The 13,792-nt window shown below is 60.8% G+C and carries 12 protein-coding genes; 6 read left to right on the top strand and 6 right to left on the bottom strand.

The annotated features are described in order from the left end of the window. The first annotated feature begins 87 nt into the window (after window positions 1–87). Both A7J50_RS23600 and A7J50_RS23595 read left to right on the top strand, forming a co-directional pair. Window positions 88–822: a response regulator gene (locus A7J50_RS23600; protein ID WP_053257795.1), complete on the top strand. Its 735-nt coding sequence runs from the start codon at window positions 88–90 to the stop codon at window positions 820–822. After that, window positions 812–2,281, top strand: a complete 1,470-nt coding sequence (locus tag A7J50_RS23595; RefSeq protein WP_064453963.1) for an ATP-binding protein — start codon at window positions 812–814, stop codon at window positions 2,279–2,281. Before A7J50_RS23600 ends, A7J50_RS23595 begins: the two co-directional genes overlap by 11 nt. A gap of 124 nt (window positions 2,282–2,405) precedes the next feature. On the opposite strand, the gene A7J50_RS23590 is transcribed toward A7J50_RS23595, so the two are convergent. Further along, window positions 2,406–3,335 (bottom strand): AraC family transcriptional regulator, encoded by a 930-nt coding sequence (locus tag A7J50_RS23590; protein WP_064453962.1) that lies wholly within the window; start codon window positions 3,333–3,335, stop codon window positions 2,406–2,408. Window positions 3,336–3,663: 328 nt separating this feature from the next. Between A7J50_RS23590 and A7J50_RS23585 the strand changes: the two genes are divergently transcribed. Further along, window positions 3,664–4,005, top strand: coding sequence for an antibiotic biosynthesis monooxygenase family protein (locus tag A7J50_RS23585; RefSeq protein WP_064453961.1), 342 nt, complete (start codon window positions 3,664–3,666; stop codon window positions 4,003–4,005). A gap of 43 nt (window positions 4,006–4,048) precedes the next feature. After that, on the top strand, window positions 4,049–4,297 hold the full coding sequence (locus A7J50_RS23580) for a hypothetical protein (RefSeq protein WP_064453960.1): 249 nt from the start codon (window positions 4,049–4,051) through the stop codon (window positions 4,295–4,297). Between the two features lie 126 nt (window positions 4,298–4,423). Here A7J50_RS23580 and A7J50_RS23575 read toward each other — a convergent pair whose 3' ends face one another. After that, complete coding sequence (locus tag A7J50_RS23575) at window positions 4,424–5,056, bottom strand: flavin reductase family protein (protein ID WP_064453959.1); 633 nt, start codon at window positions 5,054–5,056, stop codon at window positions 4,424–4,426. A 192-nt stretch (window positions 5,057–5,248) separates the two neighbouring features. Between A7J50_RS23575 and A7J50_RS23570 the strand changes: the two genes are divergently transcribed. Next, entirely contained in the window at window positions 5,249–6,004 is a 756-nt protein-coding gene (locus tag A7J50_RS23570) for a hypothetical protein (RefSeq protein ID WP_064453958.1), read from the top strand. 139 nt (window positions 6,005–6,143) lie between these two features. Here the strand turns inward: A7J50_RS23570 and A7J50_RS23565 are convergent, their stop codons facing one another. The 4 genes from A7J50_RS23565 to A7J50_RS23550 all read right to left on the bottom strand — a co-directional run bounded on the left by A7J50_RS23565 (window position 6,144) and on the right by A7J50_RS23550 (window position 12,621). Next, window positions 6,144–7,463, bottom strand: coding sequence for an MFS transporter (locus A7J50_RS23565; RefSeq protein WP_064453957.1), 1,320 nt, complete (start codon window positions 7,461–7,463; stop codon window positions 6,144–6,146). 296 nt (window positions 7,464–7,759) lie between these two features. Further along, window positions 7,760–9,085 (bottom strand): sigma-54-dependent transcriptional regulator, encoded by a 1,326-nt coding sequence (locus tag A7J50_RS23560; RefSeq protein ID WP_064453956.1) that lies wholly within the window; start codon window positions 9,083–9,085, stop codon window positions 7,760–7,762. After that, window positions 9,079–10,845, bottom strand: coding sequence for an ATP-binding protein (locus tag A7J50_RS23555; protein ID WP_064453955.1), 1,767 nt, complete (start codon window positions 10,843–10,845; stop codon window positions 9,079–9,081). Before A7J50_RS23555 ends, A7J50_RS23560 begins: the two co-directional genes overlap by 7 nt. Window positions 10,846–11,097: 252 nt before the next feature. Further along, entirely contained in the window at window positions 11,098–12,621 is a 1,524-nt protein-coding gene (locus A7J50_RS23550) for a fumarate hydratase (protein ID WP_064453954.1), read from the bottom strand. 221 nt (window positions 12,622–12,842) lie between these two features. Here A7J50_RS23550 and A7J50_RS23545 point away from each other — a divergent pair, with 221 nt between their 5' ends. Further along, window positions 12,843–13,775, top strand: a complete 933-nt coding sequence (locus A7J50_RS23545; RefSeq protein ID WP_064453953.1) for an iron-sulfur-binding ferredoxin reductase — start codon at window positions 12,843–12,845, stop codon at window positions 13,773–13,775. Window positions 13,776–13,792: the final 17 nt, after the last annotated feature.

The raw sequence follows: 13,792 nt of genomic DNA, 5'->3' as shown, positions 1-13,792 counted from the left end.
TTCCAAATGTGGGAGCGGGCTTGCCCGCGATAGGGCCTCAAGGGCAACAAATGACTTAAGCTTGGCCATAACAACAAGGAGGACCCCGTGAGCGTAATCAGTAAATCGATTCTCCTCGTCGACGACGACCAGGAAATCCGCGAATTGCTGCAAACCTACCTCAGTCGCGCCGGCTTCCAGGTGCGTGGCGTGCCGGATGGCGCGGGGTTCCGCCAGGCGATGAACGAGGCGCCGTGCGACCTGGTCATCCTCGATGTGATGTTGCCGGACGAAGACGGTTTCAGCCTCTGCCGCTGGATTCGCCAGCACCCGCGCCAGGCGCAGGTGCCGATCATCATGCTCACCGCCAGTTCCGACGAAGCCGACCGTGTGATCGGCCTGGAGCTGGGCGCCGACGACTACATCGGCAAACCCTTCAGCCCTCGTGAGCTGCAAGCGCGGATCAAAGCCCTGCTGCGGCGTGCCCAGTTTGGCCAGGAACGCAGCATCGGCGGCGATGTGTGGGTGTTCGATGAATGGCGCTTGGACATGATCAGCCATCGCCTGTTTCACGTTGACGGTGAAGAGGTGATTCTCTCCGGCGCCGACTTTGCCCTGCTTAAATTGTTTCTCGACCACCCTCAACAAATTCTCGACCGCGACACCATCGGCAACGCCACCCGTGGCCGCGACCTGATGCCGCTGGACCGTATCGTCGACATGGCCGTCAGCCGCCTTCGCCAACGCCTGCGCGATACCGAAAAACCTCCAAGGCTGATCCGCACCGTGCGCGGCAGCGGTTATCAACTGGCAGCCAGCGTGGTTGCCGGCAATGCCCACTGAGCCGTTGACCGAGCGTCGCCGGCGCTTCCCGGTACCGCGCTCACTGTTGGGGCGGATGTTGCTGCTGACCTTGCTTGCGGTGCTGTTCGCCCAGGCGCTGTCCAGCGTGATCTGGGTCTCGCAACTGCGCGCCACCCAGCTCGAAGGCCTGGTCACCAGCGCCCGCAGCCTGGCGCATTCGATGACGGCCAGCGTGAGTTATTTCCGCTCGTTGCCAGTGGCCTACCGCCCGTTAGTGCTTGATCAACTGCGCAGCATGGGTGGCACCCGCTTTGTGGTGACGCTCAACGATCGCCCGCTGGATATGCAGATATTGCCGCAGACCCCGCGCAAGCAGGCGGTGTTGCAAGCGGTGGACGAAGTGCTGCGCCAGACCCTGGGCAGCGACGTGCATATTTCGGTGGAATTCGTCAGCGCCGAGGACCTGCGTATTTTCAATGCCGGCTTGAAGCTCGATGAACTGCCGCGCTCCTGGGCGCATTACGCGCTGACGCTCGAACCGGTCAACCCGCCCGTGTTGGTCACTCAGATCCAGCTTGCGCCGGGCGAGTGGTTGTACATTGCCTCGCTGTTGCCCGAACCCTACACCAGCCTTGAAGAACAAGGCCTGCCTTCGCAGCAGGTGTGGTTCATCGTGTTGACCAGCGGCTTTTTGTTGTTGTTTATCGGCCTGCTGGTGCACTGGCAGAGCCGGCCGCTCAAGCGCCTGGCACGGGCGGCACGCGACATGTCCCTGGGCGCGGATGTGGAGCCGGTGGCCGAAGGCGGCGGCAGTGAAGTGGTGGAAGTGGGCCGTGCATTCAATGCCATGCGTGAACGCATCAGCCGCTACCTGACCGAGCGCAGCCAATTATTCAGTGCAATATCCCACGATTTGCGCACGCCGATCACGCGCCTGCGCCTGCGTGTGGAACTGCTTGAAGACGAGAACCTGCAAAACAAATTCGGCCGTGACCTGGATGAGCTGGAGTTGTTGGTCAAGGGCGCGCTGCAATGCGTGAAAGACACCGATATCCATGAAAACATCGAACCGGTCGACCTCAATCACGTGCTCGATTGCCTGGTAGAACCGTACCTGGCGCCCAACGGTAATGGCCGCATCACCCAGCAAGGCCGCGCCCTGGCACCCTACCCGGGCAAGCCGCTGGCGCTTAAACGCTGCATCGGCAACCTGATCGATAACGCGTTGAAGTACGGGCAGAACGCCCACTTGCATATCGAGGACGATGGCGCGGAATTCATCCTGCACGTTGATGACGAGGGGCCAGGCGTGCCGGAGCAGCGGCTGGAGCAAGTGTTTGAACCGCATTTTCGTTTGGCCGGCCAGCAGCAGGGTTATGGCCTGGGCTTGGGTATCGCACGTAACATCGCCCACAGCCATGGCGGCGAAGTGAGTTTGCAGAACCTGCGCGAGGGTGGTTTGCGGGTGACGCTACAGTTGCCTCGAACCCTGGACTAAAAAACATCACCGATCAAATGTGGGAGCTGGCTTGCCTGCGATAGCGGCGGGCCAGCCAGTGCATGATTAACGGATACACCGCCATCGCAGGCAAGCCAGCTCCCACAATATTAATTGCAGTGGGTCAGATGCTTTGGCGCAACCGGGCCAAATCTCTCAGCGGTGGCGCCCCAAACAACCGGCTGTATTCCCGGCTGAATTGTGACGGGCTTTCATACCCCACCCGATACGCCGCTGCCGAGGCCTCCAGCCCTTCGGCGATCATCAACCGCCGCGCCTCCTGCAAACGCAACTGCTTCTGGTATTGCAACGGGCTCATGGCGGTGATCGCCTTGAAGCGGTGGTGCAAGGTCGAGACACTGAGGTTCACTTCCTTGGCGAGGTCATCAATACGCAGCGGCTGCTCATAGTTGCCGTTCAGCCACTTGATCGCCTGGCTCACACGATGGCTCTGACTGTTGGCCACGGCAATTTCATACAGTCGGTAGCCTTGCGGACCACGCAGCAACCGGTAGAGGATTTCGCGGTTGATCAACGGTGCGAGCATCGCGATGTCTTTGGGGGTGTCCAGTAAGCGCGTCAGGCGCAGCACGGCGTCCAGCAACTGGGCGTCGATGCGGTCGACGTACATGCCGCGAGAAGTCGGACGCGATGGCACGCCCATCGGGCCGGCCTCGGCAATCAACGCGGTCAGTTGCGCCGGGTCGATATTGATCCGCACCGACAGGTTAGGGTCTTGCGGCGTCGCGTCGATGATCCGGCCGGCCACCGGCATTGCGACCGAAAACACCAAATAGTTGAGGGGGTCGTAGGCAAAAATCTCGTCTGCCAGGCGCACTTCCTTACTGCCACTGGCAAGGATGCACAGGGCCGGTTCGACCAGCACCGGCATGAAGTCGCGCGGTGTGTTGTGGCGGTTCAGGAACAACGAGGTGATCGCCGTGCCGTAGGAGCCATCTTCCCAAGTATGTCGGTGCACGATGCTGGCGAGTTCGACGCGCTGTTTTTCCGTCTCGGCATCGAGGGGAATGGACGTATGTTCCGGCGACGACATGGAGTGTCCTCTACAAGCTTCTTTGATGGGCTCAGCTTAGCGGTGACGTTTCAAAAAGTGTTACGTCAATTCTGCACAATCCTTGCCTGATCCTGCGATACGTCGTGAATCAGGCAAGCGCGATGCCTGTCATCTGCTTGAAACACTGAGCCTGTGCATGGAATAAATGCCGGGTGCCAAACGTCTTATCTACGCTTCTCGCAGGATTGTGCAATAAGCCTGCAGGAATTGACTAACCACGCCCACACCTGCGCCGCTATCTTTGATCCTGTGGCAACACGCCCTCACAGTGTTTGCCGAGCATCACTTCTCAACGGGAGAGTCGAACATGTCCACCCCCATTCCCGCGAGCCATATGGCCTTTATCCGCGCCCGTACCGGGTGCAGCACCGAACTCGGTGCACGCTTGAGCAGTTTGATCGAACCGGGCCGTCAGGCTCAGGGTTGCCTGCAGTTTTCATTGCAGCATTCCCAGGTCGATCCCGATGTATGGCTGGTCTCTGGCTTCTGGAGCAGCGAGCAGGCGATGAGCGCCTACTTCAGTTCGCCGGCCCTGATGATCTTTACCGAGCTGTTGAACGACATGGTCGTGCGCAGCATGGACTTCCAGACCTTTACCGAGGCATCCGCTGCGCATGCCTACGGCGAGTACCTGCAACTGGCCGGTTAGTGCTTTAGAATGGCCGACTTTCCCATTGGCCAGGACTTGCAACATGGCACGTAAAGAGTTTGCCCACCACGAAGCCGTTTCCGCCTTGGTGCGAGAAGAAGAGGGTGGCTACAGCGCTGCCATTGCCGTCAAGGCACTGGATGGCATGGGCGCACCGCGCTTTCACAAGGTCCTTGATGGACAAACGTTCAAGACCGCTGACGACGCCGACGATGCGGCTGCCGCGCAATTGGTGCGGCTGGTGGATGTGGACGAAGAGGGTCAGTTGACCTGGTCAACAGCCGCCAACTAAACAACACCGCCGATCCAAATGTGGGAGCGGGCTTGCTCGCGAATGCAGAGCGTCAGTCACTGGAAATATTGACTGATCCACCGCTTTCGCGAGCAAGCCCGCTCCCACATTTTTATTGCATTCCAATCAGCGCGCAGTGGCGCCTGGACGATACATCTTGAACAGTGCCTCCGGCCCCAACTGGAAGTAATCCGCCGGGCCACCGCCACGCAATATCGGCTCGGCGGCGGCGGTGTCGTAAATCCCATCCTTGAGCAGCCACTTGGCGATGTGCACGGCAACGACCTCGCCGAGCACCAGCCAGCTTGGCACCAACTGCTTGTCGGCGCGCTGCAGCTGAATAATCTGCGTCACCTTGCATTCGAACGACACCGGGCTCTCGCCCACACGCGGCACGCCGACGATTTTCGAGGCCACCGGCGTCAGGCCGGACAGTTCGAACTCATTCACCTGCGGCGCTACCGCTGCGCAACTCTGGTTCATCTGCTCGGCCAGCGGGCGGGTGGCCAGGTTCCACACAAACTCGCCGGTCTGCTCGATGTTGTTCAGGCTGTCTTTGCGCCCGACGCTGGAAAACCCAATGATCGGCGGGATGTAGTTGAACGCATTGAAGAAACTGTAGGGCGCCAGGTTCAGACGGCCTTCGCTGTCGTGGGAGGAAATCCAGCCGATGGGCCGTGGGCCGACGATGGCATTGAACGGGTCGTGTGGCAGGCCGTGGCCATTGGCGGGTTCGTAAAAATGGATATCGTCAGACATGGCCGGGGTTCCTGCTGTTGGGTTCGGTGAAGGCGCCATACTGCAATTCATGGCGGCGAATTTCCATCGGCTGTATGGAATTTTCATTTAGTGCCCACCTATTTTTCACAGCGCCACGTTCAGTCTGCGCGCCAGGTCGACACCCCTCTAAGTCGGCCCATTGAAAGACTGAGCTTCGGAGCCTTCTGCACCATGAACAAACTTCCTCAGATCACCCTGGCGTTCTGGGTCATGAAAATCTGCGCAACGACCCTGGGCGAAACCGCCGGGGATTTGCTGTCGATGACCCTGAATGTCGGGTACGCCATCAGCTCGATGATCCTGATCAGTGTGTTTCTCGTCACCCTGGTGACACAGCTCTGGTCGAAAACCTACAACCCGGTGCTGTACTGGATCGTGATTCTGTCCACCAGCACGGCGGGCACCACGATGTCGGATTTCATGGACCGTACCCTGGGCCTTGGCTATGCGACGGGCTCGATGATCCTGATCGCGATCCTGATGATCATCTTTGCCCTGTGGCATGTCAGCGGTGATTCGCTGAACGTGAACAAGGTCCAGACTTTTCGGGGCGAACTGTTTTATTGGATGGCGATTCTGTTCTCGAACACCTTGGGCACCGCGTTGGGCGACTTCCTCGCGGATGATTCCGGGTTGGGTTTCGCTGGCGGCGCTTTGCTGATCGGCTCGGCTATTGCGGTGGTAGTGGCACTCAAATACTTCACCAAAATCTCCTCGGTGCTGTTGTTCTGGGTGGCGTTTGTATTGACCCGGCCGTTTGGTGCGACCCTGGGCGACTTCCTCACCAAACCTCATGAAAAGGGTGGGCTGGATTTCGGCACCATCGGTTCATCGGCGGTGTTGGCGGCGGTACTGGTGGTGATGATTGCCGGGGCGTCGTATGCGCAGCGCCGGTATGGTCGTCAGCAGTCCGTAGAGCTGACCTGACACTGTTTAAGAAACCCTACGCAACGAAATGTGGGAGCGGGCTTGCTCGCGAATGCAGGGTTTCAGTCAACGGACATACTGACTGATCCACCGCGTTCGCGAGCAATCCCGCTCCCACATTTTTTACTGCGCCCAGCCTTTAGTCCGTGGTAATCCGCGAATGCTTGCGGGTGTCTTTCATGGTCACGTAGACCACCAGCGACACCGCGATACACGCGGTCACATACCAGTAGTAACCGGTCTCCATGCTAATGCTCTTGAACCACAGTGCGATGTATTCAGCGGTGCCGCCGAAAATCGAAACGGTCAGTGCATACGGCAGGCCCACGCCCAGGGCGCGGATTTCCGTAGGGAACAGCTCGGCTTTTACCACCGCATTGATCGAGGTGTAGCCGCTGACAATGATCAGCGCTGCCATGATCAGAAAGAACGCGCCCCACCAGCTTTGGATGGTGTGCAGGGTGGTGAGGATCGGCACGGTGAACAGCGTGCCGAGGATACCGAACGCGATCAGGATCGGCCGCCGGCCGACTTTGTCGGACAGCCCGCCGACCAGGGGTTGCAGGCACATGAACAGAAACAGCGTGGCGGCTGAAATGGTGGTGGAGTCGGAGATGCTCATGCCGACGGTATTCACCAGGTATTTCTGCATGTAGGTGGTGTAGGTGTAGAACGCCAGGGTGCCGCCCATGGTCAGGCCGACCACGGTCAACACTTCCTTGGGGTGGCGCATCAAGGTGCGCATCGCGCTTTCCTTGGCCTTTTCCTTTTTGGTGAACGACTCGGTTTCTTCCATGCCGCGACGCAAGAACAGCGCGACCACTGCGCACAAGGCGCCGATGGCGAACGGGATGCGCCAGCCCCAGGCATACAGCTGCTCGGTGGTCAGGGTTTGTTGCAGAATGATCAATACGGCCAGGGCGATGAGCTGGCCGGAGATCAGGGTCACGTACTGGAAGCTGGAGAAGAAACCGCGACGTTCCTTGGTCGCCATTTCACTCAAGTAGGTGGCCGAGGTGCCGTACTCGCCGCCGACCGACAGGCCTTGCAGCAAGCGTGCGAACACCAGCATGATCGGTGCGCCGATGCCGATGGTGTCGTAGCCCGGGGTCAATGCGATCAGCAGCGAGCCGAAGCACATCAGCAATACCGAGGCCATCAGTGCGGCCTTGCGGCCCTTGTAGTCGGCGTAGAGGCCCATCAGCCAGCCACCGATCGGGCGCATGATGAAGCCCACGGCAAAGATGGCGGCGGTGTTCATCAACTGGGCGGTGGAAGAACCGGCGGGGAAGAAGGCTTTGGCGAAGTACAGCGAGAAGGCGGCGTAGACGTACCAGTCATACCACTCGACCATGTTGCCGACGGAGCCGCTGAAGATCGATTTGATCCGGCTGGACGTACTGCGTTCTTTTGCCGGCGCAGCCGCCGACCCCAGAGGCAAGGTGTTGGAGTTATCCATTGAAGGATCCTTCATCTAATTGTTTTTGTGGAGCGGCGCGAACGCTGCCTGGTTCGGGCTATAGCAGGAGCTGTGCCAAGTAGATGAAGGCCCGGTTTAGAAGGGTTTGAAGAATTTTCTGAGCGGAAAGTCGCTGATGGTTTGAGGGTGATGAGCGGAAATCCGCTTATGGCTACTGGCCCCTTCGCGAGCAAGCCCGCTCCGACATTCGATCCCATTCCAACTGGAGGGATGCGGTCGAATGGGGGAGCGGGCTTGCTCGCGAAGGCGTCCTGCCAGGCAATAAAAAATTCAGCCTACAGAAACGTATCCCGCACTAACCCATGCCGCTGCATCTTTTCATTGAGGGTTCGACGCGGCAGTTGCAACTCGGCCAGCACCGCCTTGATATCGCCTTTGTGCCGTACCAGCGCCGCTTTCAGGCAATGAGCCTCGAAGGCTTCCTGCTGCGCTGCCAGGGATTGCCCCGCTTCGATACCTTCCGGCTCCGGTTCGCCAAGGCCCAGCACCTGGCGTTCGGCGACGTTGGCCAACTCACGCACATTGCCCGGCCAGTCATGGCTGAGCAGGCGCCCCAGTTTCGCGCCGCTCAAGGGTTCTGCGCTGCGGCCCAGGCGCTCGGCGGCGCTGTGTGCAAAGTGCTCGAACAGTAGTGGAATATCTTCACGGCGCTCGCGCAACGGCGGCAGGCGCAGTTGCGCGACGTTCAGTCGGTAGGCCAAATCTTCGCGAAAACGCCCGGCGCGGGCCTCTTCGAGCAAGTCGGGCTTGGTGGCGGCGATGATGCGCAAGTCCACGTGAATACTTTGATTCGAACCCAGACGCTCGAGTTTCTGTTCCTGCAACACGCGCAACAGTTTCACCTGCTGGGCCAGTGGCATGCTTTCGATTTCATCGAGAAACAGTGTGCCGCCATGGGCGTACTCCAGCTTGCCGATGCGCCTGCCCTGGGCGCCGGTGAACGCGCCGCTTTCGTGGCCGAACAGCTCGGCCTCAAACAACTGCTCGGGGATCGCTGCGCAATTGAGCGCGACAAACGGCTTTTTCGCGCGCGGGCCAAAATCATGCAGGCAGCGGGCGACCAATTCCTTGCCGCTGCCGGTCTCGCCACGAATCAACACGTTGACGGGCAAGCTGGCCAGATCAAGTACCTGGCGCCGCAGGTTCTGCAAACTCCGGGACACGCCCAGCAGGCTGGATTCCAGCTGCGCCCGATGGTCGGCCTGTTGATGCAGGCGGCGGTTTTCCAGGATCAGCCCGCGCTTGTCCAGCGCGCGGCGCAGGCTGTTGAGCAAGGCATCCGGGCTGAAGGGTTTTTCCAGAAAGTCGTAGGCACCGTCGCGCATGGCTTCCACCGCCATCGGCACGTCGCCATGGCCGGTGAGCAATATCACCGGCAAGTCGGCATCGCGTCGTTGCACTTCGGCCAACAGCTCCAGGCCGCTGAGCCCCGGCATGCGCACGTCGCTCAAGATCACCCCGGGGAAATCCTTGGGCAATTGCGCCAGGCATTCTTCAGCGCGACTGAACAACTGCACGTCAAACCCCGACAGGCTCAGCCATTGCTCGACGGCCGTGCGAATGCTGGCTTCGTCATCGACCACAATCACCGCGTTCAACATAGCTCAGGCGTCTCCAGCACAATCGGCAAGGTCAGGGTAAACACCGCACCGTCGCCACGGTTGCCGGCGAGCAGGCGCCCGCCGAGTTCGTGCACGATGGCATAGGAAACCGCCAGCCCGAGGCCGAGCCCATCCCCCACGGGTTTGGTCGTAAAGAACGGATCGAAGACACTGTTCAAGTGCTCTTCGGCAATCCCGCCGCCGCTGTCACTGACGGTCAATTGCCAGAGTTGCTGGTCGGCGTGCAGGCGGATTTCCAGGCGTTTGCGCGGTTTGTCCGCCATGGCGTCGAGGGCGTTGCGCAACAGATTGATCAGTACCTGCTCCAGGCGGATAGCATCGCCGCGGACCCAGGCAGGGCGGGTCAGGTCCAGCACCACGCCGATGGCTTCATCGCGCAACCGCGCGTCGAGCAGGTGCAAGGATTGGTCGACGACTGTCGCCAGGTCCAACCTTTCGCGCAGGCCGCTGGGGCTTTTACGGGCGAACGTCTTGAGGTGGCCGGTGAGTGCGGCCATGCGCGTGAGCATGTCGTCCAGCGGGGTGAGCGCCTTGTAGGCATCGTCCACGCGGCCATGGTCCAGCAGCAGCCGCAAGGTCGCCAACTGCATGCGCTGGGCGGTCAGTGGCTGGTTGATTTCATGGGCGAGGGCGGCGGACATCTGCCCCAGTGCCGCCAGCTTGGCTGATTGCACCAGGCCATCTTGCGCCGTGCGCAGGGCCTGAGTGCGCTCCTCGACAAGCTGTTCGAGCTCTTCGCGGCTGCGTTGGCGCAAGCGGGCCAGGCGCCAGCGTTGAGTCAGGAACAGCACCAGGAACACCAGCGCCAGCCAGGAGCCGGCAGCCGCAAGCCCGGCATTGCGTTGGTCTTCAAAGGCGAACTGCGGCTTGCGCAACAGGTGCAAGGTCCAGCCTTCGGCCTTCAGCGGCAGGGATTCCCAGATGTAGTTGGCGCTGCCGTCGGGGCCGTTGACGCGCATCAGGTGGCTGTTCTCGTCGAAGCGCTGCAACGTCTGGGTGTCCAGCGGCCGCAGTTGTTTTTTGTCGTATTGGCGGGTGGCTTTGAGTTCAGTGAGGTCGCTGGCCGACAACGGACGCAAGTTGCGGTAACGCCAGCCCGGTTGATTGGCGATAAACACGATGCCGCGCGCGTCGCTGACCAGCAGCAGGTCATTGCCTTGGGCCCATTCGCGTTCGAGTTCGGGAAACTCCAGCTTCACCACCATAGCGCCGAGGAACTGTTCGTGTTCATCGACCACCGCGCTGGAGAGGAAGTAGCCCGGAATGCCTGTGGTTACCCCTACTGCATAAAAACGCCCGGTGCCCTGGCTCAGGGTCTGGCTGAAATAAGGCCGAAACGCATAGTTGTGCCCGACATAACTGCTGGGCAGGTTCCAGTTACTGGCCGCCACGGCCAGGCCGGTGCGGTCCATCAGCTCCAAGGTGGAGGATTGCGCGGCACCGTTGATGCGCGCCAGCTTGCGGTTAAGCAGGTCCTGGGTGGTGGCATCCAGCGGGCCTTTCAAGGCGCTGATCATTTCCGAGTCCAGTGCCAGTACGGCGGGCAGGGCGCGGTAGCGTTCGATCAGGGTGTGCAGGGAGTTGGCGTACAGCGCCAGCTGTTGGTTGGCGCGAGCGGCGTCATCCACCAGGGCCTGGCGCTCGGCATGGCGGGTGGCCAAGGCGGCGGCCAGCACCGCACCGGCGATGATCAACAGTGAGTAGAAGGTCAGGCGCAGGGGGCGTGGGATCACGATCATACGGTGATGGGCAGGCACAGTAAGGGGTGAGCACCATAGCATGGGCTGCTTGGATCTTGTGGCATGCAGGCTTGTGTGGGAGCTGGCTTGCCTGCGATGGCATCACCTCGGGGTCACTGAAAAACCGATGTGCCTGCATCGCAGGCAAGCCAGCTCCCACATGACCGAGTTTGTCATTGCAACATTGCCAGTCATAAAAAAGGCGACTGGGCCATGGGGCCGCAGTCGCCTTTATCCTTGCGAGGGAAGTGCTTACTGCACCTCTACCGCCAGGCTTTCACTGATCTTTTTCTGCCAGATGGCAGGACCGGTGATGTGGACGGATTCGCCCTTGCTGTCCACCGCTACGGTGACCGGCATGTCTTTCACGTCGAACTCGTAGATCGCTTCCATGCCCAGTTCGGCAAACGCGACCACGCGCGACTTCTTGATGGCTTGCGCCACCAGGTAAGCCGCGCCGCCAACGGCCATCAGGTACACGGCTTTGTGGTCCTTGATCGCTTCGATGGCGGTCGGGCCGCGCTCGGATTTGCCGATCATGCCCAGCAGGCCGGTTTGCTCGAGGATCTGACGGGTGAACTTGTCCATCCGCGTCGCGGTGGTCGGGCCTGCCGGGCCAACCACTTCTTCGCGCACCGGATCAACCGGGCCGACGTAGTAGATGAAGCGACCCTTGAGGTCCACCGGCAAGGTTTCACCCTTGTTGAGCATCTCGACCATGCGCTTGTGCGCAGCGTCGCGGCCGGTGAGCATCTTGCCGTTGAGCAAGACGGTTTCGCCCGGCTTCCAGCTCTGCACGTCTTCCGGGGTCAGGGTGTCGAGGTTGACGCGACGGGCCGACGGGCCGGCTTCCCAGACGATTTCCGGGTAAGCGTCCAGCGGTGGCGCTTCCAGCGACGCCGGGCCCGAACCGTCGAGCACGAAGTGCGCGTGACGGGTGGCGGCGCAGTTGGGGATCATGCACACCGGCAGCGAGGCTGCGTGGGTCGGGTAGTCCATGATTTTTACGTCGAGCACGGTGGTCAGGCCACCCAGGCCCTGGGCACCGATGCCCAGTTGGTTGACCTTCTCGAACAGCTCCAGGCGCATCTCTTCGATACGGTTCTGCGGGCCGCGCTTTTTCAGCTCGTGGATGTCGATGGATTCCATCAACACTTCCTTGGCCATCACGGCGGCTTTCTCGGCGGTGCCGCCGATGCCGATGCCCAGCATGCCCGGTGGGCACCAGCCGGCGCCCATGGTCGGAACGGTCTTGAGCACCCAGTCGACGATCGAGTCGGACGGGTTGAGCATGGCCATTTTCGACTTGTTCTCGGAACCACCACCTTTAGCGGCCACGTCCACTTCCACGGTGTTACCCGGGACGATGGAGTAGTGGATGACTGCAGGGGTGTTGTCCTTGGTGTTTTTACGCGCGCCAGCCGGGTCGGCCAGGATGGATGCGCGCAGGACGTTTTCCGGCAGGTTGTAGGCCTGGCGCACACCTTGGTTGATCATGTCGTCCAGGCTCATCGTGGCGCCATCCCAGCGCACGTCCATGCCTACACGTACAAATACGGTGACGATACCGGTGTCCTGGCAGATCGGGCGATGGCCGGTGGCACACATGCGCGAGTTGATCAGGATCTGCGCGATGGAGTCACGGGCTGCCGGGGATTCTTCGCGCAGGTAGGCTTCGTGCATCGCCTGAATGAAGTCAACGGGGTGGTAGTAGGAAATGAATTGCAGGGCGTCGGCAACGCTCTGAATCAGGTCGTCTTGCTTGATCACGGTCATGAGTCGCGCTCCTCTATAAGACGGGAACATTCAATAAAGGTGGCTTCAGTGGGGTACATCGGTCGGCTGAAGTCACCTTTCCAAGGCACGCCGAGTGCTGCAGGCGCGACGCTAAAAAGGCGCGGCAGTATAACCCGGCGCGGTGGCCGATACACCCGACTATGGTCAAACTGTGTCGGGCGTGATTCCCTGTACGCAGCCCCTTCTGATTGAGACCTTATATGCCTGAACTGCGTGTCGGCGAACGCCACTGGTCGGTCGCCACCGGCAGCAACCTGCTGGATGCCTTGAATACGGCGGGTGTGGCTGTGCCTTACAGTTGCCGGGCGGGCAGTTGCCATGCGTGTCTGGTGCGGTGCCGGGGTGAGGTCGAGGACAAGCAACCCGATGCCCTTACCCCGGCGCAACGCCAGGATGGCTGGCGGTTGGCCTGCCAGTGCCAGGTCATCGCAGATGTGCAGGTCGACGCGTTTGACCCGCTGCGTGACGGTTTGCCGGCCAAGGTGGTGGGTGTTGATTGGTTGAATGTGAATGTGCTGCGCCTGCGCCTGCAACCGGAGCGTGGCCTTCGCTACCGGGCCGGCCAGCATCTGGTGGTGTGGGCGGGGCAGGTGGCGCGTCCGTATTCGTTGGCGAGCTTGCCCCAGGAAGATGCATTTCTGGAGTTTCATCTCGATTGCCGTCAGCCCGGCCAGTTCAGCGATATCGCCCGGCAGTTGCAGGTAGGCGACGTGTTGCAGTTGGGCGAGTTAAGGGGAGGGGCATTGCACTACGATCCCGACTGGCAATCGCGGCCGCTATGGCTGTTGGCGTCCGGCACGGGCCTGGGCCCTTTGTGGGGTGTGTTGCGTGAGGCGTTGCGCCAGGATCATCAGGGCGCTATTCGCGTGATTCACCTGGCCCATGATGGCGAGGCGCATTACTTGGCTGAGCCCCTCGCGCAGCTGGCTGCGCAGCATCCGAACCTGACGGTTGAGCTGTGGACCTCGGCTGAGCTGGACCCGGTATTGGCGCAACTGCGGCTTGTTTCGCGGCAAACTCTGGCCTTACTCTGCGGGCACCCCGTCAGCGTAGAGGCGTTTTCCAAGCGCCTGTTCCTGGCCGGGCTGCCGCGCAATCAACTGCTGGCCGATGTGTTCCTGCCTCGTGGTTGAGCGCTGAATTCTACAGC

The organism is Pseudomonas antarctica, assembly GCF_001647715.1.
Classification (GTDB): Bacteria; Pseudomonadota; Gammaproteobacteria; order Pseudomonadales; family Pseudomonadaceae; genus Aquipseudomonas; species Aquipseudomonas antarctica_A.
Note: the sequence above shows the minus strand (reverse complement) of the source record. Positions and strands in the feature narration are given on the sequence as shown.

What these genes read in the sequence shown, in the direction of transcription:
- A7J50_RS23595 (WP_064453963.1), top strand. Translation starts at nt 812, where the DNA reads ATGCCCACTGAGCCGTTGACCGAGCGTCGCCGGCGCTTCCCGGTACCG.
- A7J50_RS23590 (WP_064453962.1), bottom strand. Translation starts at nt 3,335, where the DNA reads ATGTCGTCGCCGGAACATACGTCCATTCCCCTCGATGCCGAGACGGAA.
- A7J50_RS23585 (WP_064453961.1), top strand. Translation starts at nt 3,664, where the DNA reads ATGTCCACCCCCATTCCCGCGAGCCATATGGCCTTTATCCGCGCCCGT.
- A7J50_RS23580 (WP_064453960.1), top strand. Translation starts at nt 4,049, where the DNA reads ATGGCACGTAAAGAGTTTGCCCACCACGAAGCCGTTTCCGCCTTGGTG.
- A7J50_RS23575 (WP_064453959.1), bottom strand. Translation starts at nt 5,056, where the DNA reads ATGTCTGACGATATCCATTTTTACGAACCCGCCAATGGCCACGGCCTG.
- A7J50_RS23570 (WP_064453958.1), top strand. Translation starts at nt 5,249, where the DNA reads ATGAACAAACTTCCTCAGATCACCCTGGCGTTCTGGGTCATGAAAATC.
- A7J50_RS23565 (WP_064453957.1), bottom strand. Translation starts at nt 7,463, where the DNA reads ATGGATAACTCCAACACCTTGCCTCTGGGGTCGGCGGCTGCGCCGGCA.
- A7J50_RS23560 (WP_064453956.1), bottom strand. Translation starts at nt 9,085, where the DNA reads ATGTTGAACGCGGTGATTGTGGTCGATGACGAAGCCAGCATTCGCACG.
- A7J50_RS23555 (WP_064453955.1), bottom strand. Translation starts at nt 10,845, where the DNA reads ATGATCGTGATCCCACGCCCCCTGCGCCTGACCTTCTACTCACTGTTG.
- A7J50_RS23550 (WP_064453954.1), bottom strand. Translation starts at nt 12,621, where the DNA reads ATGACCGTGATCAAGCAAGACGACCTGATTCAGAGCGTTGCCGACGCC.
- A7J50_RS23545 (WP_064453953.1), top strand. Translation starts at nt 12,843, where the DNA reads ATGCCTGAACTGCGTGTCGGCGAACGCCACTGGTCGGTCGCCACCGGC.